This window comes from Streptomyces sp. NPDC001157, assembly GCF_053598255.1.
In genome coordinates this window covers 253,260-278,145 of record NZ_JBSFJW010000004.1, presented here as the reverse complement: position 1 = coordinate 278,145, position 24,886 = coordinate 253,260, and the positions used below count along the sequence as shown (strand labels likewise).

Annotated in this window: 25 protein-coding genes; 15 read left to right on the top strand and 10 right to left on the bottom strand. The window is 70.8% G+C overall.

Annotated features, from left to right (window positions below; translation table 11 throughout):
* Positions 1-235 precede the first annotated feature (235 nt).
* Entirely contained in the window at positions 236-595 is a 360-nt protein-coding gene (locus tag ACWDAG_RS09610; RefSeq protein WP_450695029.1) for a hypothetical protein, read from the top strand.
* On the opposite strand, the gene ACWDAG_RS09605 is transcribed toward ACWDAG_RS09610, so the two are convergent.
* A complete protein-coding gene (locus ACWDAG_RS09605) occupies positions 561-1,418 on the bottom strand; it encodes a DUF4184 family protein (RefSeq protein ID WP_450695028.1) in 858 nt (285 codons plus the stop codon). The genes ACWDAG_RS09610 and ACWDAG_RS09605 overlap by 35 nt on opposite strands.
* A 355-nt stretch (positions 1,419-1,773) precedes the next feature.
* On the opposite strand from ACWDAG_RS09605, the gene ACWDAG_RS09600 reads away from it, so the two are divergent.
* The 3 genes from ACWDAG_RS09600 (at position 1,774) to ACWDAG_RS09590 (ending at position 4,802) form a co-directional block, all read left to right on the top strand.
* Positions 1,774-3,492 (top strand): lytic transglycosylase domain-containing protein, encoded by a 1,719-nt coding sequence (locus ACWDAG_RS09600; RefSeq protein ID WP_450695027.1) that lies wholly within the window; start codon positions 1,774-1,776, stop codon positions 3,490-3,492.
* 161 nt (positions 3,493-3,653) lie between these two features.
* Positions 3,654-3,788, top strand: a complete 135-nt coding sequence (locus ACWDAG_RS09595) for an SPW_0924 family protein (protein ID WP_450695026.1) — start codon at positions 3,654-3,656, stop codon at positions 3,786-3,788.
* Positions 3,789-3,809: 21 nt separating this feature from the next.
* Positions 3,810-4,802 carry a DUF3068 domain-containing protein gene (locus ACWDAG_RS09590; RefSeq protein WP_450695025.1) on the top strand — a complete coding sequence of 331 codons (993 nt, stop codon included), beginning with the start codon at positions 3,810-3,812 and terminating at the stop codon, positions 4,800-4,802.
* Here ACWDAG_RS09590 and ACWDAG_RS09585 read toward each other — a convergent pair.
* Together ACWDAG_RS09585 and ACWDAG_RS09580 are read right to left on the bottom strand one after the other, a co-directional pair.
* On the bottom strand, positions 4,792-7,512 hold the full coding sequence (locus tag ACWDAG_RS09585; protein WP_450695024.1) for an ATP-dependent RNA helicase: 2,721 nt from the start codon (positions 7,510-7,512) through the stop codon (positions 4,792-4,794). The genes ACWDAG_RS09590 and ACWDAG_RS09585 overlap by 11 nt on opposite strands.
* Positions 7,513-7,516: 4 nt before the next feature.
* Positions 7,517-8,338, bottom strand: coding sequence for a class I SAM-dependent methyltransferase (locus ACWDAG_RS09580; RefSeq protein WP_450695198.1), 822 nt, complete (start codon positions 8,336-8,338; stop codon positions 7,517-7,519).
* A 399-nt stretch (positions 8,339-8,737) separates the two neighbouring features.
* Here ACWDAG_RS09580 and rpsA point away from each other — a divergent pair, with 399 nt between their 5' ends.
* The 5 genes from rpsA (at position 8,738) to ACWDAG_RS09555 (ending at position 14,282) form a co-directional block, all read left to right on the top strand.
* A complete protein-coding gene (gene rpsA / locus ACWDAG_RS09575) occupies positions 8,738-10,234 on the top strand; it encodes a 30S ribosomal protein S1 (RefSeq protein WP_099928071.1) in 1,497 nt (498 codons plus the stop codon).
* 354 nt (positions 10,235-10,588) lie between these two features.
* Entirely contained in the window at positions 10,589-12,115 is a 1,527-nt protein-coding gene (locus ACWDAG_RS09570; protein WP_450695197.1) for a flavin monoamine oxidase family protein, read from the top strand.
* Positions 12,116-12,228: 113 nt separating this feature from the next.
* Positions 12,229-13,167, top strand: a complete 939-nt coding sequence (locus ACWDAG_RS09565) for a PAC2 family protein (protein ID WP_450695023.1) — start codon at positions 12,229-12,231, stop codon at positions 13,165-13,167.
* Between the two features lie 45 nt (positions 13,168-13,212).
* On the top strand, positions 13,213-13,851 hold the full coding sequence (coaE, locus tag ACWDAG_RS09560; RefSeq protein WP_450695022.1) for a dephospho-CoA kinase: 639 nt from the start codon (positions 13,213-13,215) through the stop codon (positions 13,849-13,851).
* A gap of 50 nt (positions 13,852-13,901) precedes the next feature.
* Positions 13,902-14,282, top strand: coding sequence for a tetratricopeptide repeat protein (locus tag ACWDAG_RS09555; RefSeq protein WP_123964467.1), 381 nt, complete (start codon positions 13,902-13,904; stop codon positions 14,280-14,282).
* 7 nt (positions 14,283-14,289) lie between these two features.
* Here the strand turns inward: ACWDAG_RS09555 and ACWDAG_RS09550 are convergent, their stop codons facing one another.
* The gene (locus ACWDAG_RS09550; protein WP_450695021.1) at positions 14,290-14,562 is read right to left on the bottom strand and encodes a DUF6343 family protein; all 273 of its coding nucleotides are present in this window, start codon (positions 14,560-14,562) and stop codon (positions 14,290-14,292) included.
* Between the two features lie 78 nt (positions 14,563-14,640).
* On the opposite strand from ACWDAG_RS09550, the gene ACWDAG_RS09545 reads away from it, so the two are divergent.
* Positions 14,641-15,540, top strand: coding sequence for an acyltransferase domain-containing protein (locus tag ACWDAG_RS09545; protein ID WP_450695020.1), 900 nt, complete (start codon positions 14,641-14,643; stop codon positions 15,538-15,540).
* Between the two features lie 99 nt (positions 15,541-15,639).
* Positions 15,640-16,086 carry a DoxX family protein gene (locus tag ACWDAG_RS09540; RefSeq protein ID WP_450695019.1) on the top strand — a complete coding sequence of 149 codons (447 nt, stop codon included), beginning with the start codon at positions 15,640-15,642 and terminating at the stop codon, positions 16,084-16,086.
* Between the two features lie 52 nt (positions 16,087-16,138).
* Here the strand turns inward: ACWDAG_RS09540 and ACWDAG_RS09535 are convergent, their stop codons facing one another.
* Both ACWDAG_RS09535 and ACWDAG_RS09530 read right to left on the bottom strand, forming a co-directional pair.
* Positions 16,139-16,681, bottom strand: a complete 543-nt coding sequence (locus ACWDAG_RS09535) for an RNA-binding S4 domain-containing protein (RefSeq protein ID WP_450695018.1) — start codon at positions 16,679-16,681, stop codon at positions 16,139-16,141.
* A 92-nt stretch (positions 16,682-16,773) separates the two neighbouring features.
* Positions 16,774-18,195: an MFS transporter gene (locus tag ACWDAG_RS09530; protein ID WP_450695017.1), complete on the bottom strand. Its 1,422-nt coding sequence runs from the start codon at positions 18,193-18,195 to the stop codon at positions 16,774-16,776.
* A gap of 184 nt (positions 18,196-18,379) precedes the next feature.
* Here ACWDAG_RS09530 and ACWDAG_RS09525 point away from each other — a divergent pair, with 184 nt between their 5' ends.
* Positions 18,380-19,276, top strand: a complete 897-nt coding sequence (locus ACWDAG_RS09525; RefSeq protein WP_450695016.1) for a helix-turn-helix transcriptional regulator — start codon at positions 18,380-18,382, stop codon at positions 19,274-19,276.
* On the opposite strand, the gene ACWDAG_RS09520 is transcribed toward ACWDAG_RS09525, so the two are convergent.
* Together ACWDAG_RS09520 and ACWDAG_RS09515 are read right to left on the bottom strand one after the other, a co-directional pair.
* Positions 19,248-19,679 (bottom strand): SRPBCC family protein, encoded by a 432-nt coding sequence (locus ACWDAG_RS09520; RefSeq protein WP_450695015.1) that lies wholly within the window; start codon positions 19,677-19,679, stop codon positions 19,248-19,250. The two genes, ACWDAG_RS09525 and ACWDAG_RS09520, sit on opposite strands and share 29 nt — an antisense overlap.
* Before the next feature lie 108 nt (positions 19,680-19,787).
* A complete protein-coding gene (locus ACWDAG_RS09515; protein ID WP_450695014.1) occupies positions 19,788-20,021 on the bottom strand; it encodes a hypothetical protein in 234 nt (77 codons plus the stop codon).
* A 73-nt stretch (positions 20,022-20,094) separates the two neighbouring features.
* Between ACWDAG_RS09515 and ACWDAG_RS09510 the strand changes: the two genes are divergently transcribed.
* Together ACWDAG_RS09510 and pip are read left to right on the top strand one after the other, a co-directional pair.
* Positions 20,095-20,787: a uracil-DNA glycosylase gene (locus ACWDAG_RS09510; protein ID WP_450695013.1), complete on the top strand. Its 693-nt coding sequence runs from the start codon at positions 20,095-20,097 to the stop codon at positions 20,785-20,787.
* A 38-nt stretch (positions 20,788-20,825) separates the two neighbouring features.
* Entirely contained in the window at positions 20,826-21,794 is a 969-nt protein-coding gene (gene pip / locus ACWDAG_RS09505) for a prolyl aminopeptidase (protein ID WP_450695012.1), read from the top strand.
* On the opposite strand, the gene ACWDAG_RS09500 is transcribed toward pip, so the two are convergent.
* Together ACWDAG_RS09500 and ACWDAG_RS09495 are read right to left on the bottom strand one after the other, a co-directional pair.
* On the bottom strand, positions 21,781-22,473 hold the full coding sequence (locus ACWDAG_RS09500) for a hypothetical protein (protein ID WP_450695011.1): 693 nt from the start codon (positions 22,471-22,473) through the stop codon (positions 21,781-21,783). The genes pip and ACWDAG_RS09500 overlap by 14 nt on opposite strands.
* Positions 22,474-22,594: 121 nt before the next feature.
* Positions 22,595-23,266, bottom strand: coding sequence for a GntR family transcriptional regulator (locus tag ACWDAG_RS09495; RefSeq protein ID WP_450695010.1), 672 nt, complete (start codon positions 23,264-23,266; stop codon positions 22,595-22,597).
* A gap of 148 nt (positions 23,267-23,414) precedes the next feature.
* Here ACWDAG_RS09495 and ACWDAG_RS09490 point away from each other — a divergent pair, with 148 nt between their 5' ends.
* Entirely contained in the window at positions 23,415-24,884 is a 1,470-nt protein-coding gene (locus tag ACWDAG_RS09490; RefSeq protein WP_450695009.1) for an NCS1 family nucleobase:cation symporter-1, read from the top strand.
* Positions 24,885-24,886: the final 2 nt, after the last annotated feature.

The following is a 24,886-nucleotide window of genomic DNA, read 5'->3' as shown; positions in this document are numbered from 1 at the left end:
GGTGAGGCGCCCAGCCAGGGGAGCCCTCCGCGCAGGGGTTGTCGGGTGTCTGCGGGCTCGTCGTGGCTGGTCGCGCAGTTCCCCGCGCCCCTTCAGGGCGCGGCCGAACCCGGCGCGCAGGGGTGCACCCTCCGAGCAAGAGGCCTGCCGCACTCGTCAAGCCCCGCAGGGGACCGTCACTCAGGTGGCCCCCGCGAAAAGGCCCCCACCGCCTTCGCACCGTAAGGATGCGGGCATGGGTATACGCATGCTCAACCGCCGACCGGCGAGAGCGCAGGCGAGTGCCGAGTCGGCGCCCGCCGTGCCACCCGCACCGGTGCCGGCCTTCGCCGCTCGTGCAAGCACCGCCCGCATCCCCACCGACCTCGCCGTCGTGCTGCGCCGCACGGCGGCGGACCTCCGGCGCCGGCTGCCCCGGCCCGGCGCGGGACCCGCGGAGCCGTCGGCCTGGCGGCTGTGGGCGGGCCTGGGCCGCAGCTACGTCACCGGGCTGCTCGTCCGCGTCCGCCGCAGCCGCCACGCCCGTACCGTCAGAGTGTTCATCGTGACCGCGGGCACCCTCACCGACCGGCCGGACGGCCCTGCTCCACGCTGACCCGCTCCGGCTCCCCGGCAGACGGCACCGGCCGCCACACCCGTACGCCCACCACGTACAGCAGCAGCCCGAGCAGCAGCCCCGCGCCCGCGCCGAAGCACAGGGCCGGAATCAGCTCCCAGGGCCTGGCCACCGCGCCCCAGTAGTCCCACCACCGCGCCGCCCGCTCCACGGCCCAGACCCCCGCACACCCGAAGATCACCACACAGGCCCACCACCGGTCCCGCAGCGACAAGACGGGGACCGCGACCGAAACCGGGTGCGCCGACGCCCTCCGCAGCGCCCGCGTCACCCACAGCACGATCACCACCGCGGCCACCACCGAACTCCCGTACTGCAGGTACCAGTACAGGGGAGACCCCCACAGCTCCCGGCCCAGTACGGGAAACAGCCGTACGCCCCACCGGTCGTGATGGGTGAAGGCGTCCCACACCACGTGGGTCAGGGCGCCGAGCGCCGCGGACGCGTACCACCACGCGGCCAGGGGCGGCCGTATGGGCGCGCGTGGTGCCCCACAGCGCAGCAGGGCGGCCGGCCGCGGCTGCCAGGGCCGCGGCAGCAGCGCCACCAGCGGCTCGCGCACCAGCAGCCACAGCCCGACCAGCGCCCAGGCCACCACCACGTCGACCGTGAAAACGCCGGGAACGGAGTGCGTGACCGAGCCGAACTCCATCGCACCGGGTACCGCACTTGCCGCGTAGTAGGTCATGTCGGGCGCGAAGGACCCGGCCACGAGGACGGCCGGAATCAGCCGTCCTCGGCCCGTTCCGTCGCTGCGTACGGCGGGCAGGACGGCGGCCGCATGGCTCAGGGTGAACGGCAACTGGGCTCCTCACGCCGGACATTGCCCGAGCGGACGGCCCGGGTGATCGCTCCGGTCCAGTATGCGTGCGGCGATTCCGCGCCGGTCGCACATGGCCAATCGGTGAATATCGGGCACGAACGGGTCCCTGTGGAAAGCAAGTTGTCGTAGGGTCGCCTGGGTCACCGTGCCGGGCGTCACGCTCGAACAGGTGAACGCGGCAACTCGACAGGAACTCGCCGGAGAAACGACACAGAAACAGAGAGCGATACGAGGGCAACCCGCACGCCGGGTCGATCGTCACAACAGGGCGGGCGCACTTCGCGCCGGGCAGACGAAGACGGACGCTGGTGCGTCCACGGGAGGGGTTCACTCTATGGCGGCGCAATTCGGCATGAGGCTGCGCAAAGGAGCGGCAACCACAGCCGTGGCAGCGGCCGCGGTCGCTGCCCTGTCCGCGTCCCAGGCTCCGGGGGTCACGGTCGACGACCACGGCAGACAGACCGCCTCCAAGGCCCAGTCCTCACCCGATGCGTCCGCAGGTGACGGCGCGGCGACCGGCAACTCGCCGTACTACACCGATCTCCCCCCGCTCAACAGCCCGAACCCCTCGCCGACGCCGGGCGCCACCGGCACCCCCGTGGCGCAGGGCGCGGCGGAGGCGGGCATCCCCGCCACGGTCCTCGACGCCTACAAGAAGGCCGAGGCCGAGCTGCGCGAGTCCAAGCCCGGCTGCAACCTGCCCTGGCAACTGCTCGCCGCGATCGGCAAGGTGGAGTCGGGCCAGGCCCGCGGCGGCCGCGTGGGCGCCGACGGCACCACGATCACCCCGATCCTCGGCCCGCAGCTCGACGGCAACGGCTTCGCGCTGATCAAGGACACCGACGGCGGCAAGTACGACGGCAACAGCTCCTACGACCAGGCTGTCGGCCCCATGCAGTTCATCCCGTCCACCTGGGCGTGGGCGGGCCGCGACGGGAACGGCGACGGGGTCAAGGATCCCAACAACGTCTACGACGCCGCCCTGGCCGCCGGCCACTACCTGTGCCGCAACGGCTGGGACCTCTCCGTCCCGGCGGACGTCAACCGCGCGATCCTCAGCTACAACGACTCGCAGGACTACCTGAACACCGTCCTGTCGTGGCTGGAGTACTACCGCAAGGGCACCCACGAGATCCCGGACGGCAGCGGCAGCGTCCCCTCGGGCCGCAGCGACGACGGCCAGAAGGCCAACCCCAAGCCCTCACCCACGCCGCCCGCGAAGCCCAAGCCGCCGAGCAGCGGCTCCCCGAGCCCCAGTGCACCGCCGTCGAGCACGCCCGGCACTCCGAGCACGCCGGGCAGCCCGTCGCCCACCCCCACCCCCACCGACACCGTGGACCACCTGGCGGACGCGGGCACCGCGAAGCTCACCGCGATGGCCGGTGACGCGTTCACTCAGAAGATCAGCACCAAGGCCGTGACCAAGTCCGGCAAGGCGGTCGGCAAGGTCAGGGTCCGCTTCACCGTCGTCGGCGACACCGACACCACCTTCACCGGCGGCGAGTCCGTCGCCACGGTCGTCACCAACAGCTCCGGCGTGGCCGTCGCCCCCACCCTGCAGGCGGGCGAGAAGACCGGCGCGTTCACCGTCCGCGCCACCGTCGTGGGCCGCGTGGTCACCGGCCTCGACTACACCGCCACCGTCACCGAGCGCGTCGCCGACAGCGTCGTGCGCACCAGCGACACCGCGCTGACCTGCACGCCGGGCGGAGAGTTCGCGGACCAGGCCGAGGTGAAGGCCACCTACAAGGGCGCCGTCGCCGACAAGGTCGCGGTCACCGCAACCCTGATCAAGTCCGTGCTCGACCCGACCGAGAACGACAAGGGCCCCTACTTCAAGGACGCCGACGGCAAGACCGTGCGCACCCTGACCGGGCTGACGACGGACGCCAAGGGCCTGCTGACGCTGCCGAAGCTGTACGCCGACGACAACACCGGCGACTTCATCCTCCGCATCACCACCGCGGGCGGCGCGACCCTCGACATCCAGCTGACGGTCGCGGCGGCCGACTCCTCGGCGAGCCCCAGCCCGTCACCCAGCCCCTCCGCGTAATTCTCCGTATCGTCCCTGCGACGGCGGCGGCGCTCCTCGACCAGAGGGCGCCGCCGTCGTTGTGTGTGCAACGTGTTCTCATCTCGCCCGCCCGTTGCTACGGTGCCGGACCTGACGATGTATCAGTTCCAGTCCGTGTTCCCGTCCGCCGGGAGGCAGGCATGCGCGCCCTGATCGCCGCCGCGACCGGTCTCGCCGTTGCCCTCGCGCTGGTCCTCACGATCACGGCCATGGGCAGTCCCACGGGCAAGACGTCCCCGAAACCGCTGCTGACGACGGTGCCCGCACACCCGTAACCGCCCGGGAGGGAGGCCGAGATGCGCCGCAAGGCCAGTCTGGTCCTGCTCGCCTTCGCCGTGTTCTTCGCGGCACTGTCCCCGCTGCTGCGCTGGTACGCCTTCCCACGCCTGGCCAAGATCCCGGCCGACCAGTACCAGGACATGGTCCTGGAGGCGAAGAACGCGACCCTCCTCGACTACGGCACCATGAAGGCCCGCACGGTCCCCGAGGTCACCATCGTGCAGACCCTCAAGGGCAATGTGGAGGCCGCGAAGAAGATCGAGAAGACGGCCGGCCGGGACGTCGTCGTCTGGGACGGCCTCTCCTACGTCCAGGGCCCCGACGGCAAGATGGTCTCCCGGATCCCCGAGCGCTACATCTTCGACGCCCACAGCCAGGCCCCCGTCCATGCCACCGGCGAGATGGTCGACGGCGACCCGGTGAAGCGAACCGGCATCGAGTTCAAGTGGCCCTTCCTGACCCAGAAACGGGACTACGAGTACTTCGACGCGCAGACCCGCACCACCAACCCCATCCACTACAAGGGCACCCAGGACTTCCACGGTCTGGAGGTCTACTACTTCGAGCAGACCATCCCCTGGACCAAGGTCAAGTTCCCCAGGACCATGCCCGTCCAGGGCATCACCCCCGAGTCGGTCGCCGAGACCGGCACCACCCGCTGGTACACCACGGTCCGCAAGTTCTGGGTCGAGCCCGTCACCGGCGCCCCCGTCTACGGCGAGGAGATCCACAAGGAGGAACTCCGTGGCGGCACGCTCCTGGGGGGCCGGGAGAAGGTCACGGCCTTCGCGGGCCACGTCAAGATGCGCGAGGACTACATCAAACACACCGTCGACCTGGTCAAGTCCAACCGCACCCTGGTCCTGCTGATGACGTCCTACCTGCCCTGGGGCTTCCTCGCCCTCGGCGTCCTGCTGCTCGCCCTGTCGCTGTGGCTGGAGGCCAGCAGCCGCCGCCCCGGCGACCCGGAACCGGCCGAGTCCACCACACCGGAACCGGTCACCGCCTGAGCCGCGCATTGGTGTGCCGGGTCGGCTCCGCGCCGGCCGGGTCCTCGGGCCACGGATGCTTCGGATACCGGCCCCGCAGCTCCGCCCGTACGCCCTTGTAGCCGTCCCTCCAGAAGGAGGCGAGGTCGGCGGTGACCGCGGCCGGCCGCCCGGCGGGGGAGAGCAGATGCACGAGCAACGGCACCCCCGCGACGGCGGGCGACTCGTGCAGCCCGAACATCTCCTGCAACTTCACCGCGAGCACGGGCTGCTCAGGATTTCCATAGTCGATCCGGATCCTGGACCCACTGGGGACGGTGATGCGCTCCGGGGCCAGCTCGTCGAGCCGCCCCGCCTCCCCCGAGGCCCACGGCAGCAGGCGGTTGAGTGCCTGGCCCGCGTCGATCCGCGCGAGGTCGGCCCGCCGCCGGGCCCGGCCCAGCTCGGGCTCCAGCCACTCGTCCACGCGCGCGTGCAGCGCATCACCGGACACGTCGGGCCACGGCTCCCCGAGATGCAGACGCAGAAACGCCAGCCGCTGCCGCAGCACGAGCGCCTCGGGCGACCACCGCAACAGCCCGAACCCTTCCTGCCGCAGCCCTTCGAGAAGCGCCATGCGTACGAGGAGCGGGTCGGCGTCGGCCAGAGGCCGCACCGCCAGCTCGATCGCCCCCAGCCGCTCCACCCGACGCGCCACGACGTCCCCCTCGGCCCAGTGGACCTCCTGTCCCTCGGAGTACAGCGAGGCCGCCGCCGACCGGGCCATGTCCTCGTCCACCACGGCGGCAAGCTGCACGCGCGCGTGCCCCTTGCCCACGGGACGATCCGCGACGGCCACCGCGATCCAGCCGACGCCGCGCAGAGGACTGCCCTCGCCCAGTTCGGCGCGTGTCCCGGAGGCCATGAGAAAGGACCCACCGTCGGCCTTGGCGACCCGCTCGGGGAAGGCGAGGGCAGCCACGAGCCCGACGAGACGGTCGCCGCCGTCACCTGCCCGTCCACCCGCCCCGGGCGGGGCGACCGCGGCCGAAGCAGCGACGGAACCGGGCCGGGAAGGCACGCCGCCCGCGTCGCTGTCCGCGGTCCCGGCGGCAGGGCCTCCGGCGGTCGGCGGCGCGAGTTTCTTGGTGGTGGGCTGGAGGGGTTGTGCCTCTTCGGGCGGGGGAGGTTCGGTGGCCGTCCCGCGTGAGGCGTCGGTGCCTCCCGCTTCCGGAACAAGGCCCCCGGCTGACGGCCGCGTGAACTCCTTCGCGACGGCTCGGAGGCGCTGGGCCTCCGTGCGCCAGCGCGTGGCGTAGGCGTCACCGCCGCGGCGCGCGGTGCGCAGGGCGGCGGTCAGGTCGTCGCCGTAGGTGCGCGGTGGCTCTTCGGAGAGCAGTGCCACCGTCTCGGCGCCCTTGCCGGCCGTGTCCAGCAGCGCACGCCCCAGCCGCGGATGTACTCCCAGCCGGGCCAGCGCGGCGCCCCGCTCCGTCGCCCGCCCGGCGGCGTCCACCGCGCCGATCGCCGTCAGCACGGCCCGCGCCGCCGCCATCGCCCCGCCCGGCGGCGGGTCCAGCAGCGCCAGACCGGACGCGTCCGGATCGCCCCAGCACGCCGTCTGCAGGGCGAACGCCGTCAGGTCGGCCAGCTTGATCTCCGGCGCCGGGTAACGCGGCAGACGTGCATCCTCGGCCTCCGTCCAGCACCGGTACACCGCCCCTGGCGCCTCACGCCCGGCCCGGCCCGCCCGCTGCCGCCCGGCCGCCTGCGAGGCCCGTACGGTCGTCAGTGCGCTCAGCCCGCGGGCGTGGTCGACACGCGGCTCGCGCGCCAGCCCCGAGTCGACGACCACCCGCACGCCAGGAACCGTCAGCGACGACTCCGCCACCGAGGTGGCGAGCACGACCCTGCGCCGTTCGCCCGGCGCCAGCACAGCGTCCTGCACGGCGGCCGGCGCCCTCCCGTGCACCTGCAGCACCTCGACGTCGCCCAGGTCCCCCAGCTGCCCCGCCACGCGCCCGATCTCGCCCACGCCCGGCAGGAAGCACAGCACGTCCCCGTCCCGCTCGGCCAGGGCCCGCCGCACCACCGACGCCACATGCGTCAGCAGCGCGGGATCGACCCGCATGCCGTGCGGCGGCCGTACGGGACGGGCCGGCGGGGACCAGATCACCTCCACGGGGTGGGAGACGCCCTCCGCCTCGACCACCGGTGCGCCGCCCAGCAGTCGCGCCCACCCCTCGGCGTCAGTGGTCGCGGACGCGGCCACCAGCCGCAGCTCCGGCCGCAGCGTCTCCCGTACGTCCCACAGGAAGGCCGCCGTCGTGTCGGCGTCCAGATGCCGCTCGTGGCACTCGTCGAGCACCACCACGTCCACACCGGCCAGCTCTTGATCGCGCTGCAGCCGCTGCAGCAGCACACCGGTCGTCACGACCTCCACGCGTGCGTGCCGCCCGACGACCCGCTCGCCGCGCACGGTGTACCCGACGCTCCCGCCGGGCTTCTCGCCCAGCAGCCACGCCATGCGCCGGGCCGCGGCACGGGCGGCGATACGGCGAGGTTCGGCCACGACCACACGGCGCGCAGGCCCGTCCCCGAGCAGCCCGGCCAGCGCCAACGGCACCAGCGTCGTCTTGCCGGTACCGGGCGGCGCCACCAGAACGGCGGTGCCGTGCCCCTCCAGGGCATCGCTCAGAGCGGGCAGCGCACCACGTACCGGCAGCGCGTCCAGGGCGTCGTAACGGATCACGCACTCAGTCTCGTACGCACACGAAGATCGCGGTCCCCGGGATCAGGTTCCCGCGCAACGGCGACCAGCCGCCCCACTCGGACGTGTTCCAGGTCGGCCACTCCGGCTCGACCAGGTCCACCAGCCGGAAACCCGACGCGACGACGTCCCGGACCCGGTCGCCGAGCGTCCTGTGGTGCTCGACGTAGACAGCGCGGCCGTCCTCGTCCTGCTCGACGTAGGGCGTGCGGTCGAAGTAGGAGGCGGAGACGGACAGCCCCTCGGGGCCCGGCTCGTCCGGGAACGCCCAGCGGATCGGGTGGGTCACCGAGAAGACGAAACGCCCGCCCGGGCGCAGCACCCGCCGCACCTCCGTCAGGACCCGCACCGGGTCGGCGACGAACGGCAGCGCCCCGTACGCCGAGCACGCCAGGTCGAAGGAACCGTCCGCGAAGGGCAGCGCACCCGCGTCGGCGCACACCAGAGGGAACGTTTTGCCGATGCGCAGCGCGTGCTGCAGCTGACGGTGCGAGATGTCCAGGGCGACCGGGCGGGCACCCTGGGCGGCCAGCCAGCGCGCGCACTGGGCCGCACCGGCGCCGATCTCCAGGACAGCCCTGCCCTTGAGCTCCTCCGGCGGGCCGAGCAGCTCCGCCTCCACCTCGTCGAGGCCCTCGGGACCCCACACGAAACGGTCGTCGCCCAGGAACGTGCCGTGCTCGACCTGGTACTCGTCCGCGTTCCGGTCCCACCAGCCCCGGTTGGCGCGGGCGCTCTCCGTGACGTCGGACGCGCGGCGGGTGGCTTCCGGCTCGAACGCGGAATCGGAAGATACGGGCTCTTGGATGATCGGCTCCCTCGTCGTACTCTTCCGTCACCCTTATGGCGCAGTCGGCCTCTCGGCAGTGTCACGGAAGAGGTCTCTCAGGCCTGCGCGGCCTCCAGAGACAGTTCTTGTGCCGGGTATGCGGCGATCCGCCCCGGGTGTGCGCGTTCGCGCATTGACCCTGTCCGGCTGCCCCCGTATGCTACAAGTTGCGCTGCGGGCCTGCGCACCTCAGACGTAGCAGGCTGCGCTCGCATCTGTTGTATGTCCCCTCGGTTGTCGAGGCGCCATCACCAGTTTCTGGATTTTCCAGTTGGCTGTTGGGGCGCTTCCTTGGCTGTCCGGCTTCTTCAGAGCGATACGGGCTCCCGGCGTAGCAGTACCTACGACTTCAATGTCCGTACCGGAGCCCTTTCCCACATGACGAGCAGCACCGAGACCACCGCCACCACCCCGCAGGTTGCGGTCAACGACATCGGTAACGAGGAAGCTTTCCTCGCCGCGATCGACGAGACGATCAAGTACTTCAACGACGGCGACATCGTCGACGGCGTCATCGTGAAGGTCGACCGGGACGAGGTCCTGCTCGACATCGGTTACAAGACCGAAGGTGTCATCCCGAGCCGCGAGCTCTCCATCAAGCACGACGTCGACCCGAACGAGGTCGTCGCCGTCGGTGACGAGATCGAGGCCCTTGTCCTCCAGAAGGAGGACAAGGAAGGCCGCCTGATCCTCTCGAAGAAGCGCGCCCAGTACGAGCGCGCCTGGGGCACCATCGAGAAGATCAAGGAAGAGGACGGCATCGTCACCGGTACCGTCATCGAGGTCGTCAAGGGTGGTCTCATCCTCGACATCGGCCTCCGTGGCTTCCTGCCGGCTTCTCTCGTCGAGATGCGCCGTGTCCGCGACCTCCAGCCCTACGTGGGCAAGGAGCTCGAGGCGAAGATCATCGAGCTGGACAAGAACCGCAACAACGTGGTCCTGTCCCGCCGTGCCTGGCTGGAGCAGACCCAGTCCGAGGTCCGCCAGACGTTCCTCACGACCCTCCAGAAGGGTCAGGTCCGCTCCGGCGTCGTCTCCTCGATCGTCAACTTCGGTGCCTTCGTGGACCTGGGTGGCGTCGACGGTCTGGTCCACGTCTCCGAGCTGTCCTGGAAGCACATCGACCACCCCTCCGAGGTCGTCGAGGTCGGCCAGGAGGTCACCGTCGAGGTTCTCGACGTCGACATGGACCGCGAGCGCGTCTCCCTGTCGCTGAAGGCGACCCAGGAAGACCCGTGGCAGCAGTTCGCCCGCACGCACCAGATCGGTCAGGTCGTGCCCGGCAAGGTCACGAAGCTGGTTCCGTTCGGTGCGTTCGTCCGCGTGGACGAGGGCATCGAGGGTCTGGTCCACATCTCCGAGCTGGCCGAGCGCCACGTGGAGATCCCGGAGCAGGTCGTCCAGGTCAACGACGAGATCTTCGTCAAGGTCATCGACATCGACCTCGAGCGTCGTCGCATCAGCCTCTCGCTGAAGCAGGCCAACGAGTCCTTCGGTGCCGACCCGGCCTCGGTCGAGTTCGACCCGACCCTGTACGGCATGGCCGCGTCGTACGACGACCAGGGCAACTACATCTACCCCGAGGGCTTCGACCCCGAGACCAACGACTGGCTCGAGGGCTACGAGAAGCAGCGCGAGGAGTGGGAGCGCCAGTACGCCGAGGCGCAGACCCGCTTCGAGCAGCACCAGCAGCAGGTCATCAAGAGCCGCGAGGCCGACGCCGCCGCTGCCGCCGAGGGCGGCGAGGCTGCGGGTGCGGCTCCGGCCGCGGGTGGTGGCTCGTACTCCTCCGAGGGTGCGGACACCTCCGGTGCGCTCGCTTCCGACGAGGCGCTTGCCGCGCTTCGCGAGAAGCTGGCCGGGGGCCAGAGCTGAACGCTGCCGCTGAGGCTTAGCCGGTAGCTGAGGGGCCGCACCTTTTGAGGTGCGGCCCTTCAGTGCTGCCCGGGTCTTGTTGTTCGGCTGCGGGTCGGTGGGGGCTTGTCGCGCCCACGCGGCGGAGCCGCATATCGACACAGCCCCGCGCCCCTGAGGGTGTGGCCATCGCCCCTTGCGGAAACGTGCGGGATACACGAGTAACTGATGGGCTGTAACCGGCTGTTGGGAGGCTCCCCCGGTCAATCGTGATCGGAAAAGGGGAGCCGACAGATGGCACAGTCTCAGTACACGTCCGGTACCAGCCGCCGTTCCTTCCTCCGGAACGTCGGGCTCACCAGCGGTGCCGGCGCCATGTTCGCCACCATGGGGGCCCTCGGGCTCGCCCCCACCGCCCAGGCCGCCCAGCGGGAGCAGGCTTTCCGGGCGCCGAGCGTCGGCGACTTCAGCCTCACCGGGCGTGCCGCCGCCAAGGTCGTGATCATCGGCGGGGGCATCGCCGGTCTCGCCACCGCCTACGAACTCGGCAAGGCCGGCTATGACTGTACGGTCCTGGAGGCCAGAGACCGCACCGGCGGGCGCAACTTCACCGTGCGCGGTGGGGACACCACGACCGACCTCTACGGCCATACGCAGACCGCTCGTTTCTCCGACGGGCACTACATGAACTGCGGGCCCGCCCGCATTCCGCAGTGGATGGTCACCCTGGACTACTGCCGTGAACTCGGCGTGCCCATCGAGGTGTTCACCAACGTCAACGCCGACGCGTACATCTACAACGAGTCCGCCGGGATGACCAAGCCCATGCGGTACCGGACCGCGAAGGCCGATGTCTACGGCTATGTCTCGGAGTTGCTGGCGAAAGCCACCAACAAGGGCGCACTCGACAAGGAGTTGACCGCCGACGACCAGGAGCGGCTCGGCGAGTTCCTGAAGGACTGGGGCGAGCTCGGCGACAAGCTGACGTACGAAGGTGGTGAGCGGCGTGGGTACACGACCGTGCCCGCCGCGGCCGGGACGCCGGGCGTGCTGCTCGGGGATGTACCCACCGTTTCCGAGGTCTTCGCCAGCGGGGTAGGCCGCTACTTCTCCTTCGAGTTCGGCTTCGACCAGGCGATGCTGATGTTCCAGCCGGTCGGCGGCATGGATCAGATACCCAGGGCGCTGACCAGGGCGATCGGCGCCCGTCGTATCCGTACCGGCGCGGTCGTCTCGAAGATCACCGACACGGGTGGTGGGGTGTCGGTCGCCTACACCCAGGGCGGTCGTACGAAGGTGATCGACGCCGACTACTGCGTCGCCGCGATGCCGCCCAACATCCTCGCCAAGGTGTCGCACAACCTGGGATCGGGTGTGCAGTCCGCGTTGGAGGCGATCACCCCGTCCTCCGCCGCCAAGATCGGACTGGAGTACCGGACCCGCTGGTGGGAGCTCGACCACAACATCTACGGCGGCATCACCGAGACCGACCAGGACGTCACCCACATCTGGCATCCCTCGTACGGCTTCCATGGTGAACGAGGGGTCCTCATCGGGTACTACAACTACGGCGACGACGCGGACTCCTACGCGAAGCTCACGCCCGAGCAGCGCGAAAAGCGTGCGGTGGCCGCCGGCGTGAAGATCTACGGAGGGAAGTACCGCACCCAGCTCGCCTCCTCCTTCTCCCACCACTGGCGTCAGACGCCCCACCTGGAGGCCGCCTGGCACGACACCCCGGGCGGCCCCGACGACCCCCGCTACAAGCCGCTGAACGAACCGACCGGGCGGGTCTGGTTCGCCGGCGACTGGCTCAGCTACACCGACGCCTGGCAGCACGGCGCGTTCACCTCCGCGCGCAGGGCCGTCACCTCGCTCCACGCGCGCGTGCTGTCGTCGTAGGTCTGCGGCAGGGCATGAAAAGCCAGTAAGAGACGCCTGATCAGGGGCACGGGCGGGAATGCCCGTGCCCTGGGGCGCGTTGTGCAGTACGAACACGAGGAGGAGCGGTCACTGTGCTTGATCCGCAGGGTTTGTACGCATGGGAGCCGAAGGGGCTGGCTGTCGTCGACATGGCGCTTGCCCAGGAGTCGGCCGGTCTTGTCATGCTCTACCACTTCGACGGATACATCGACGCGGGCGAGACCGGCGACCAGATCGTCGACCGGATCCTCGACTCGCAGCCCCACCAGGTCGTCGCCCGCTTCGACCACGACCGGCTCGTGGACTACCGTGCCCGCCGTCCGCTGCTGACCTTCAAGCGCGACCGGTGGACCGAGTACGAGGAGCCCACCATCGACGTGCGGCTCGTCCAGGACACCACTGGGGCGCCCTTCCTGCTGCTGTCCGGCCCGGAGCCGGACGTCGAGTGGGAGCGGTTCGCCGCGGCCGTCCAGCAGATCGTGGAGCGGCTGGGCGTGCGCCTGTCCGTGAACTTCCACGGCATTCCGATGGGCGTTCCGCACACCCGCCCCGTGGGCCTGACCCCGCACGGCAACCGCAACGACCTCGTCCCGGGCCACCGCAGCCCCTTCGACGAGGCGCAGGTCCCCGGCAGCGCCGAGTCCCTGGTCGAGTACCGCCTCATGGAGGCCGGCTTCGACGTCCTCGGTGTCGCCGCGCACGTGCCGCACTACATCGCCAGGTCCCCGTACCCGGACGCCGCCCTGACCGTCCTGGAGGCCATCACCGCGGCCACCGGCCTGGTGCTCCCGGGCATCGCGCACTCCCTGCGCACGGACGCGCACCGCACGCAGACCGAGATCGACCGGCAGATCCAGGAGGGCGACGAGGAGCTCACCGCCCTCGTCTCGGGCCTGGAGAACCAGTACGACGCGGTCGCGGGCGCCGAGAGCCGGGGCAACATGCTGGCCGAGCCCGTCGACATCCCGTCGGCGGACGAGATCGGCCTCGAGTTCGAGCGCTTCCTGGCGGAACGCGAAGGCGACAACTGACCTCCGGTGGTCCCGCTGTCAGTGGCAGGCCCTAAGCTGCCGCTCATGCTGACAGTGGGCCTGACGGGCGGGATCGGTGCCGGCAAGAGCGAGGTGTCGCGGCTGCTCGTCGAGTGCGGCGCCGTGCTGATCGACGCCGACCGGATCGCGCGCGAGGTCGTCGCGCCGGGGACACCCGGGCTGGCCGCCGTCGTGGAGGCATTCGGTGAAGAGGTGCTCGCCGCCGACGGCGGTCTCGACCGGCCGAAGCTGGGCTCGATCGTCTTCGCCGACCCGGAGAAGCTGGCCGTTCTAAACTCGATCGTGCACCCGCTGGTGGGCGCACGCTCCCGAGAGCTGGAGGCCGCAGCCGCCGAGGACGCGGTCGTCGTCCACGACGTGCCGCTGCTCGCGGAGAACGGCCTCGCACCGCTGTACGACCTCGTGATCGTCGTCGACGCGAGCCCCGAGACCCAGCTCGACCGGCTCGTACGGCTGCGCGGTATGACCGAGGAGGACGCACGCGCGCGCATGGCCGCGCAGGCGACCCGCGACAAGCGCCGGCAGATCGCGGACGTCGTGATCGACAACGACGTACCGCTGGAAGACCTGCGGCGCCGGGTGAAGGACGTCTGGGCGGAGCTCGTACGCAGAGCGCAGGCCGCGTCCGGGGCGTCCGGTGCGCCACGATCACCGCAGGAATAGGGCCCCCTGATGGGGGCGTTGAACCCTTCGAGTGAGGGAAGGACTCTGCCGTGCCCGAGACCAGCGGTTCCACCGGACGTACTCCGGAGACGCATGTCATCGACTTCCGTGCCGCCGAGCAGCTGCTCAACGCACGGGACCCGCGGGGCGCGGTGAAGCTGCTCGACTCCGTCATCGCCGCCCACCCGGAGAACACCGCGGCCCGGCTGCTGCGCGCGCGAGCCTTCTTCGCCGCCGCGCAACTGCGGCCCGCCGAGCTGGAGTTCACGATCGTCCTGGAGCGCGAACCGGACAACGCGTTCGCGCACTTCGCGCTCGCCCGGACCTATGAGCGCCGGGGTGAGGCCGAGCAGGCCAAGCGCCATTTCAGACTGGCGGCCGCGCTCGACCCCAACCCGCAGTACCTGAAGGCGGCGCGGTTCGACTCGTGAGCACCGGCTAGCGGGGCCGGGGCCGGCTCTCCGGCGGCCGGTACGGGGGTATGTCCCGGCCCGGCTGGAAGTGCGGGCCCTGGCGCATGTGCTTGAGGATGACGGTCATGTCGACCGTGACCACCAGCCACAGCACACCGCACGCGGCTGCCCACCCGGGGCGCCCCACCAGGGCGAACGCGGCCGTGCCGAAGATCGCCCAGACCAGCCCCCACACGCTCAGCCAGAAGCGCGCCCGCAGTGCACTGCGCGCGGTGGTCGGCTCACTGCCCGTACGCATCGGGATCACCACTCCTGAGTGCAACGTACTCTTCGGGACGGACGTTCACCAAGGGGAACGGGACTAGGGGGTCGCCGCGTGCTGCCGGATGCCGATGAGCTCGCCGAGGTGCTGCTGGACCTCGCCGTACCGCACGAGGACATCAACCAGCTCGTACGGATGGGCCGACGGGTGACGGACGACCCGGAGCTGCTGCGCTTCCTCGAGGCGTCCGTGGAGGAACTCGTCCGGGGGATGGGGGAGGTCGGCACCGCCGTCGACCTGCCCCAGCTGGACTGGGCGTCGGGGCCGCTGCAGCGCTGCTTCCCGGTGTATGTGTTCGTGGCGGCGCTGCCGTACACGCGCGCGTACCACCGTGCGCGGGGCGTCCCGGACGACGTCTCCCGGCGCACCCTCGCCGACCTCGGACGGAACATGGCCGTGCACCGCAGGCGGCACCGCCGGGCGGGTGTGCAGGCGCCGTGGTGGCTCACCCACCACTTCCGGGGCGAGCTCTACCAGCTGGGCCGGCTGCAGTTCGAGCGGGCGCGGCACGGGCAGCGCACGGCGCGGGTGCTGGCGGCGGCCGGCCTGGACGTGGCGCCCGGCACGCCCTGTCTGAACGTCCACATCCCCGACCACCTCGGCCCGCTGTCACCGGCGGCCTGCGAGCGCTCGCTGGCGCTCGCGACGGAGTTCTTCGCGCGGCACTACCCCGAGGAGAAGTACCGGGCCGCGCTGTGCCACTCCTGGCTGCTGGATGCGCAGTTGAAGGAGTATCTGCCGGAGGACTCGAACATCGTGCGGTTCCAGGACCGCTTCCGGGTCGCCCGCGAGGACCGGGAGCCGGCCGACAAGGAACCCGTCCAGTTCGTGTTCGGCGACCCGGAGTTGCCCGTCGAGAGCCTGCCGCGGCGTACGGCGGTGGAGCGGGCGGTCGGCGACCACCTCAGGGCGGGCCGGCACTGGTACATCGGGCACGGCTGGTTCCCGTTGTAGGGAACCACGCGAAATTCCGCTCGGCGGCGATGAGTTCCCGGGCGGCGGCCGGTCTACCCCTGTGACAGCACGACGAACCGCTCACCACAGGAGAACCCCATGTCCGAGACCACCGCCCGCGTCGCCTCCGTCCCCGTCGTCGCCGAGTCCGCGACCGCCCGCGGCCGCCGCGCCCGGATCGCCCTGCGCACGCTGCAGGTGCTGCTCGCCCTCTTCTACGGCATCGCGAGCGCCCTGCCCAAGCTGATCGGCAACCACTACGCCGTCGACGCCTTCGACAAGATCGGCTGGGGCAGCGCGGGCATGTACACCATCGGCGCCCTCGAACTGGCCGGTGCGGTGGCCCTGTTGATCCCGGTGCTGCAGTCGGTCGCGGCGATCGCGCTGAGCGGGCTCATGGTCGGCGCGTTCGTCGTCCAGACCACCGTCTTCGACGGCCAGAACGCCGCGACCCCGCTGATCCTGATCGTGCCGCTGGCCCTCATCGCCTGGGCCCGGCGGGGTTCCACCGGGGAACTGCTGAAGCTGGTACGACGACGGGTGTGAGCCCTGAAGACGCAGGTGGCGTCCGGTCCGAGCCGGACGCCATTTCCGTGTGTCATCGTCCGCTCGGCCTCGGCTTGCCGCCCTCCATGAGCCCCCGCAGGCGCTCCATGTCGCGGCGGTCCCGCTTGGTCGGGCGGCCCGTGCCGCGGTCACGGATGCCGGCCGGGGCGGCGAAGGGCTCGCGGGGCGGCGGGGGCGGGGAGTTGTCGACGTAGCACTGGGCGGCCACCGGGGCACCCACTCGCTTGCGGATCAGCCGTTTGACGACGACGATCCGCTCCCAGCCCTCCTGCCGGACGCGCACCTCGTCGCCGACCCGCACGGTGTGCGCGGGCTTCACACGCACACCGTTCACCTGCACATGCCCGCCCTTGCAGGCGGCCGCGCCGACCGAGCGGGTCTTGGCCAGACGTACGGCCCAGATCCAGCTGTCGATCCGCACGGTCGTGCCGTCCGCGGGGCCCGCGGCCTCCGCGGCGGCGATGGCGGCGACGATCTTGGGGTCGACCGCCCCGGGCCCGGCCGCCTCGGGTGCCGTCCGCTCGGGCTCGGCGGAGCCCGGTCCGCCCTTCTCCTCGTCAGCTTCGGAAGCCATGCTCCCGACCTTAGTCCCCCGAGGCGGGTGGGCCGGATGGATTTCCGTGTGCACTCAGCTGATCGATCCAGGTGGATCGATCAGTTTCTCGATCAGCCGGCTCGATCGGCACCGCGCAGAAACAGTGCGCTGGTCAGGACGCCGAGCAGGACGACGGCCGCGTTCACCGCGATCGCCGTCCTCAGGCCGCCGAGGACGGCCGCGGCGCCCGATCCGGTCATCGCTGCGGTGGCGACGGCGCTCATGACCGGCGTACCCATGGTGATGCCGATCTGCTGGGTCATCGTCGCGAGCCCGGTGGCCAGGCCCTGTTCGTGGTCGGCCAGTCCCGAGGTGGCCGTGACCATGAAACCGACGATGACCAGCATGTTGCCGACCCCGCCGAGGAAGGTGCCGATCAGGAGCAGCCACAGCCACGACCGGTCCGCGCCCAACCCCACCAGTGCGGCGGTGGCGAGGGTCTGCGCCATTCCGCCGGCGATCAGCGTCGGCCTGCTGCCGATGCGGCCGATGACCTTCGGGGCGATCGAGCCGCCGACGACCGTGCCCAGTCCCAGCACACCGAAGCTCAGACCGGCGGCCAGCGGGGAGAAGCCGAGCACCTCCTGGAGGTAGAGGGTCAGCAGGAAGACGAGCGACGTCTCGGTCAGGAACGCGACCAGACCGGCGATGTTGCCCCAGGCCACGGACCGCCTGCCGAGCACACTCAGCGGTACCAGTGGGGCGGACACCCGGCGCTCGACGCCGTGGAAGACGAGGAGGAGTGCGGCGCCCGCCGCGAGTGGCAGCAGGGCGGTCGACGAGCCCCAGCCGTTCTCACCGGCCCGGGTGAAGCCGAACACGAGGGCCAGCAGGCCGAGCGTGACACTGACGGCGCCGGGCAGGTCCAGCCTCGGGCGCTCGGCCGGCCGGGACTCCTTGATGACCGTCGGGGCGACGAGGAGGACGGCGAGGGCGACGGGGACGTTGATGAAGAACGACCACCTCCACGACAGCAGGTCCGTCAGTAGTCCGCCGAGGATCGCGCCGGTGGTGAAGCCGGCGGACATCAGTGCTCCGTTCAGGCCCAGCGCCTTCTCCCGCAGCGGGCCCTCGGGGAACGAGGTCGTCAGCAGGGACAGGCCGGCCGGGGTGACCGCCGCGGTCGCCAGGCCCTGGAAGACCCTCGCCGTGATCAGCACCTGCGGGCTCTGCGCCAGACCGCCCACGAGCGAGGCCGCGCCGAGCACCACGAGACCGCCCAGGAACAGCCGACGGCGGCCGAACAGATCCGCGATCCGCCCGAAGAGGAGGGTGAAGCCGGCCGCGCACAAGGCGAACGCGGTGCCGATCCACTGCAGATGCCCCAGCGAGAAGCCGAGGCCCGCACCGATGACCGGCAGGGCCACGTTCAGGATGGAGAAGTCCACTGCCAGCATGAACTGGGCCGCCAGCAGCAGCACCAGCACCAGCCGTAGGCGCGGGGTGAGGACGGCCGCAGCGGCGCCGGTCGCCCTCGTATCGGTGACGGTCATGACGTCGAGTTCCTTCCTGGTCGCCTGATCAGCCGATCGGCTGAATCGGTCGTGCAGGAAGGCTCACTCGTGTCGACAGGCCCAGCCAGAACCCTCTTTTGGGTGGTCATGACGTGACCACCCTTGTCGGTCCCGCTCGCGCGGACCGGCGGGCATCATGGGCCCGGAGACCGAGGAGGCTGTCATGGACGCCCTGTCCGAGCTGGGGGACTTCCTCAAGTCCCGCCGTGCCGCGCTGCGCCCCGAGGACGTCGGCATCACCCCGCACCCCACCCGTCGCCGGGTCGCCGGGCTGCGGCGCGAGGAGCTGGCCCTGCTCGCGGGCGTCAGCATCACGCACTACACCCGCCTCGAACAGGGGCGCGGAAACGGCGTCTCGGACGCCGTACTCGAAGCGATCGCGCGCACGCTCCGGCTCAGCGAGGACGAGGCGGCGCACCTCAAGAACCTGGCCCGCCCTGCCTCCGGATCCCGGCCCGCTCCGGTGCGGGCCGAGCAGGCCAGTGCGTCGGCACGGCAGCTGCTCGCGGCCATGACCGAGATACCGGCCCTCGTCCTGGACCGGCGCGGCGACGTCCTCGCCTGGAACCCCCTCGGGCACGCCCTGCTCGCCGGGCACCTGGCGCCCGACAGTCCCACCGCGTCCGCCACCCGGCCGAACGTGACCCGGATGCTCTTCCTCGACGAGCGCTACCGGGAGCTGTACCCGGACCGCGGCAGGGAGGCCAAGCTCGCCGTCGCCTCCCTGCGGCAGGTGGCCGGCCGCCATCCCGACGACCGCAAGCTGGCCCACCTGATCGGCGAACTCTCCATGAAATCAACGGAGTTCACCGCGCTCTGGGCCCGCCATCCGGTACGCACCTGCACCTCGGGCGTCAAGCAACTGCATCACCCGCTGGCCGGCCCGATGGACCTCAGCTTCGAGAACCTCCTCATCCCCGGCGGCTCGGGACAGCGGCTGATCGCCTACACCGCCGAACCCGGCTCGCCGAGCGATGCGGCCCTGCGACTGCTGAGTGGCGTCAGCGCAGTGGTGGGAGAGGTTCCGCGTGTCACCGCCCGCGTTCCACGTACTTCTTGAAGTGCTGCAGATCCGTGCGGACGATCCGTTCGATCGTGCTCGCCTGGGCGAATCCCCTCGGTCCGCCGAAGGCCGCCCGGAGGGCGTCGGGGTCGTACTCGAGGCGTGCCTGGACCCGGGTGTGGTTGCGGTCGATCGGCTGCAGGGAGAAGGAGCCCGTCAGCTCGGGGGTGCCCATGGTGTGCCACTCCATCACGCGTTCCCCGTAGCGGTCGGAGACCTCGGCGTCGAACTCCCGGTCGCGCCCGCCGGCCTCGACGTCCAGGTGCGCCCGCCCTTTCGCCTCCGTACGGGCCCCACGCACGCCCTCCACGAAGCGTGAGTAGTTCTCCACCCGGTGGAGGCTGTCCCAGGCCTGGTCGATCGGAACTCCGACGTCGACGTGTTCTTCGAGGGTGCTCATGGCCCACCTCCAGGTTCGGCTCATGGCGCATGTCCCGCTTGTCCCCAGTGTGCGCCCACCGCCTGCGGCAGGCGCTCCGGGAAGCCGGTCATCGGGACCGGCCGCCGGCTACGTCGTGCTGTTCCACACGTACGGCCCGCCACCACGCCATTCGATCAGCTCGGGGTCGTCGACGGCCCGGTCCTCCTCGGCGGGCAGGCCCGCACCGTGCACGAAGTCCAGCACGTCGAAGAGGGTGTAGGCGGTGCCGACGCGCTTGCCGCGGATCGTCACGCGCCGTCCGCCGTCCGATTGCGGCGGAAGCACGACGACAGGGGGGACGACAGGGGGTTGCACGTCCATGACTCCAGCATGGGCCGGGATCGGCAGACCCGCCGCTCGGCGCCCGCGCATCGGGTGGTCATACCGTTGGGGAATGGACAGCCTGGCCGAGCTCGACACCCGTATCGCGGGCTGCGCCGCGTGTCCCCGGCTCGTGGAGTGGCGGGAGGAGGTCGGGCGGACGAAGCGCGCGGCCTTCCAGGACTGGACGTACTGGGCGCGCCCGGTGCCCGGCTTCGGTCCCGCCGACGCCTCGCTCCTGATCATCGGCCTCGCGCCCGCCGCCCACGGCGGCAACCGCACCGGCCGCATGTTCACCGGTGACCGCTCGGGGGACGTGCTGTACCGGGCGATGTACGACGTCGGCCTCGCCTCGCAGCCCACGTCGGTGGCCGCGGACGACGGCCTGGAGCTGCACGGCGTCCGCGTCACCGCCCCCGTGCACTGCGCCCCGCCCGAGAACAAGCCCACCCCCGGGGAGCGCGACACCTGCCGCCCCTGGCTGGTCCAGGAGCTGACGCTGCTGCGGCCGACCCTGCGCGCGGTCGTCGTCCTCGGCGCCTTCGGCTGGCAGGCTGCGCTGCCCGCGTTCACCGCGGCGGGCTGGACGGTTCCCCGGCCACGGCCCGTCTTCGCCCACGGCACACGCGTGCCGCTCGACGGCCTCGACCTCTTCGGCTGCTTCCACGTCAGCCAGCGCAACACCTTCACCGGCAAGCTCACCCCCGAGATGCTGCGGGACGTGCTGCGCAGGGCGGGGGAGGCGGCGGGACTGCCCGTGAAATGAGGGGGCGGGGAGGGCCGTAGGAGCGTTACGGTGCCCGGATGCCCCTCTACCCGGAGATCGAACCGTACGACCACGGCATGCTCGACGTCGGCGACGGCAACCGCGTGTACTGGGAGACCTGCGGCAACCCGCACGGCAAGCCCGCGGTCGTGCTGCACGGCGGGCCGGGGTCCGGCCGCAACCCCTACTCACGGCGCCTTTTCGACCCTGCCGCCTACCGGATCGTGCTGCTCGACCAGCGCGGCTGCGGACGCTCGACGCCGCCTGCGAGCGCGTACGACACCGACATGAGCGTCAACACGACGGCTCATCTCATCGCCGACCTGGAGCTGCTGCGGGCTCACCTGGGGATCGAACAGTGGCTGGTGTGGGGCGCGTCGTGGGGTTCGGTGCTCGGGCTGCGGTACGCGCAGACGCATCCGGCGGCGGTGTCCGAGCTGGTCCTGACCCTCGTCGCCACCGGCGCCGACGCGGAGCACGCGCTGCTGACCAGGGGACTGGGAAAGATCTTCCCGGAAGCGTTCGAGCGGTTCCTGGCCGAACTGCCCGCCGACGACCGGGACGGCAACCTCGCCGCCGCGTACAACCGCCTCCTCGAGTCGCCCGACCCCGCCGTACGGGAGCGGGCGGCGCGCGCCTGGACCGACTGGGAGACGGCGATCATTCCCGCGCCGCCGCGCTCGGTGCAGCGTTTCGAGGACCCGGCCTTCCGCATGGGGTTCGCGCGGACGGTCACGCACTACTGGGGCAACGACTGCTTCTTCGGCGAGGGCAACGACGAAGGCGTGGTCCTGCGGGACGCGCCCCTGCTCAAGGACATTCCCGGCACTCTCGTCCAGGGCAGTCTCGACTTCGGCAACCTGCTCGGTACCGTCTGGCGCCTGCACCACGCCTGGCCCGGCAGCGAGTTGGTCGTCGTCGACGAGGTCGGGCACGACACGCGGGCGCCGGGAGTCGCCGATGCGCTGGTGGCGGCGACCGACAAGTACGCGGTCACCCGGAGGTGAGTTGCGCGCCGAGCTTCTTCAGCTGGGTGCTGACGACCGCGTCCGGTACGACGGCCGCTTCTTTGCCTCGGTTCGACGTGCTGAACATGGCGACCGTGGCCCCCTGCCGGACGGCCACCAGCGCGTACGGAACCCGGACGGCGTCGTCGTATCCGGCCCCCGTCACCAGCTGCGTCAGTCGCAGGGACACGGACTCGTCGCCGTAACCGGGGTCGGGCTGCACCTTGACGCCTTCGTACGCGAGGTCCGCGGTGACGTCCTTGAAGCTCCCGCACTTCGCGGCGGCCGTCCGCAGCCGGTCCATCACCCGCACCGCGTCCGCGACGCTGTGCGACGACAGGGTCAGCCGCGTCGGCCTGCCGGCCTTCTTCGGGTAGACGGACCGGCCGACCCGCGCGGTGGCGGTGAAACCGCTGCCTCCCCCCACCGCGTGCATCACGGGAGCGCACTCCTCGGGATCCGTCGCCTTGTGCGCGGAGCCGACGGACGTGAACGAGCGTTCGACCTCGTAGCCGTCGAGGTCGGTCCCCTTGACCGCGGCCTGTTCAAGGGCCGTCGCGGTCAGCGTTCTGGCCTGCGCACCGGACGTCCCGGTCCTCGCCGTCCTGTCCGGCGCGGCGCCTTGCTGCGAGTCCTTCCCGGATCCGCATGCGGCCAGCAGGCCGAAAGTCATGAGCATGGCAATCGAGATGCCGCCGAGTCGTGCTGCGCGTGCCACTGTTGTCCCCCGCCTGATGGATCGTCGAGCAGCAGAGTAGAGCGTCGACGGTCGAGTCGGGGCGGGATTCTCCGGCGCGATGTCAGTCGGGCGTCTCGGCCTCGCCGAACAGATGCCGCACCGTGGAGCGGTAGTTGGTCCGCACATGGGCGAGGGCGTGGGCGCGGGCGCGGTCCGGGTCGCCGGAGGCGATCGCCTCGTACAACTCGCGGTGTTCCACGAGGAGTTGGGGCCACTCCTCGTTCCGCCGGGTCATCCAGCGCAGTCGGCCGGCGACCGGTTCCAGGGCCTCGGTCAGCAGGCTGTTGCCGGCGATCGCCACGATACGGTCGTGCAGACGGCTGTTGACGTCCGTGATCACTTCCGCGTCCCCCGCCTCGGTCGCGGTGGCCGCGAGGTCGAGCAGCTCCCGGACCCGGGCCAGATCCTCCGGTGTCGCGCGGGCCGCGGCGAGCCCGGCGGCGTAGACCTCCAGGGCCTCGCGCAGTTCGAAGAGCTCCTGGACGTCGTGCGGGGTGAGACGGCGTACGACCGTGCGGCGCGGCGTCTCGAAGTGCACGAACCCCTCGGCGACCAGCGCGCGGATCGCCTCGCGGACCGGCACCCGGGAGACCCCGAAACGGTCGGCCAGCTCCCGCTCGACCAGCCGGTCACCAGGGCGGAGGGTGCCCGCGATGATCTCCTGCCGCAGACTCGCCAGGACCCGCTCGCGGACCGCGCCCAGGGGTTCGATCTTCGTCGTCGTGGAGCTCATGGAGCCATCCTCTCCGACGCCGGGGCTGTTTTACCGAGCGTTAACGATGACGACATCGGACGGAATGCTTGACGGCAGGACCATGTCGGCAGTTTGGTATACCAAACGGTTGCCGTCTCCACCCTCCGCCCCGTCCCCTGGAGGCCCCGTGTCCCTCGCCGACCGCGCCGAAGCCACCGGCGCACCAGCGTTCGTCCCCGATCCCCGGCTCACCAACGAAGACCTCGCGCCCGCCGAGAAGCGCAACTGGAAGGTCTTCGACCTCTTCGCCATGTGGATGTCCGACGTCCACAACCTCGGCAACTACACCTTCGCCGCCGGACTGCTGGTCCTCGGCATGAACGTGTGGCAGGTCTTCACCTCCCTGCTCGTCGGCTTCGTGATCATCTACGTCGGCATGAACTGGATGGGGAAGATCGGTCAGCGCCACGGCGTGCCCTTCCCGGTCGTCAGCCGCATCAGCTTCGGTGTCTGGGGCGCCAACATCCCGGCCCTGATCCGGGCCGTGATCGCCATCATGTGGTACGGCATCCAGACCTATCTCGCCTCCGTCGCCGTCAACGTGATGCTGCTGGCCGCCTGGCCGGGCCTGGAGTCCTGGACGCACCACTCCTTCCTGGGACTCAACGCGCTCGGCTGGGTGTCGTTCGTGTCGCTGTGGCTGATCCAGGCGCTGATCATCAGCCAGGGCATGGAGTCCGTGCGGAAGTTCCAGGACTTCTGCGGCCCGGCGATCTGGCTGGTCATGATCGCGCTGGCGGTATGGGTCCTGTCCAAGGCCGACTGGAGCATCTCGCTCACCTCCACCCCGCACCCGGTCTCGACCGGCGAGCAGTGGCGGCAGTGGTTCGGCGCGATCGGCCTGATCCTGGCCACCTACGGCACGCTGATGCTCAACTTCTGCGACTTCTCCCGCTTCGCACCGGACTACCGCACCGTCCGCCGCGGCAACTTCTGGGGCCTGCCAATCAACTCGACGGCCTTCGTGGTCGTGTCGGTGATCGTCACGGCCGGCTCGCTGAAGGTGTTCGGCCAGGCGATCACGGACCCCGCGGAGCTGGTGGCGAAGGTGGGCAACACCTGGGTGCTGGTCGTGGCCGCGTTCACCTTCGCCGTCGCCACCATGGGCGTCAACATCGTCGCCAACTTCGTCTCACCGGCGTACGACCTGGCCAACGTCTGGCCGCAGAAGATCACCTTCAAGGTCGGCGGCATGATCAGCACGGTGGCGGCCCTGGTCGTGACGCCGTGGAACCTGTTCTCCAACCCCACGGTCGTCAACTACTTCCTCGGTGGCCTCGGCGCCTTCCTCGGCCCGCTGTTCGGCGTGATCATGGTCGACTACTACCTCGTCAAGCGCGGCCGCGTCGACGTGGACGAGCTCTTCGACGCCCGCCCCGGCTCCCGCTACTACTACCGCAAGGGCGTCAACCCCAAGGCGCTGGCCGCGTTCCTGCCGTCGGCGGCGGTCGCGGCGGTACTCGCCCTGGTGAAGACCTTCAGCGACGTGGCCCCGTACTCCTGGTTCATCGGCACGGCCCTGGGCGCCGGCCTGTACCTGGTGATCTGCCGGTCCGAGCGCGCCCCTGTCCCTGAGCCGACTGCTGTGGAGGTCTGACG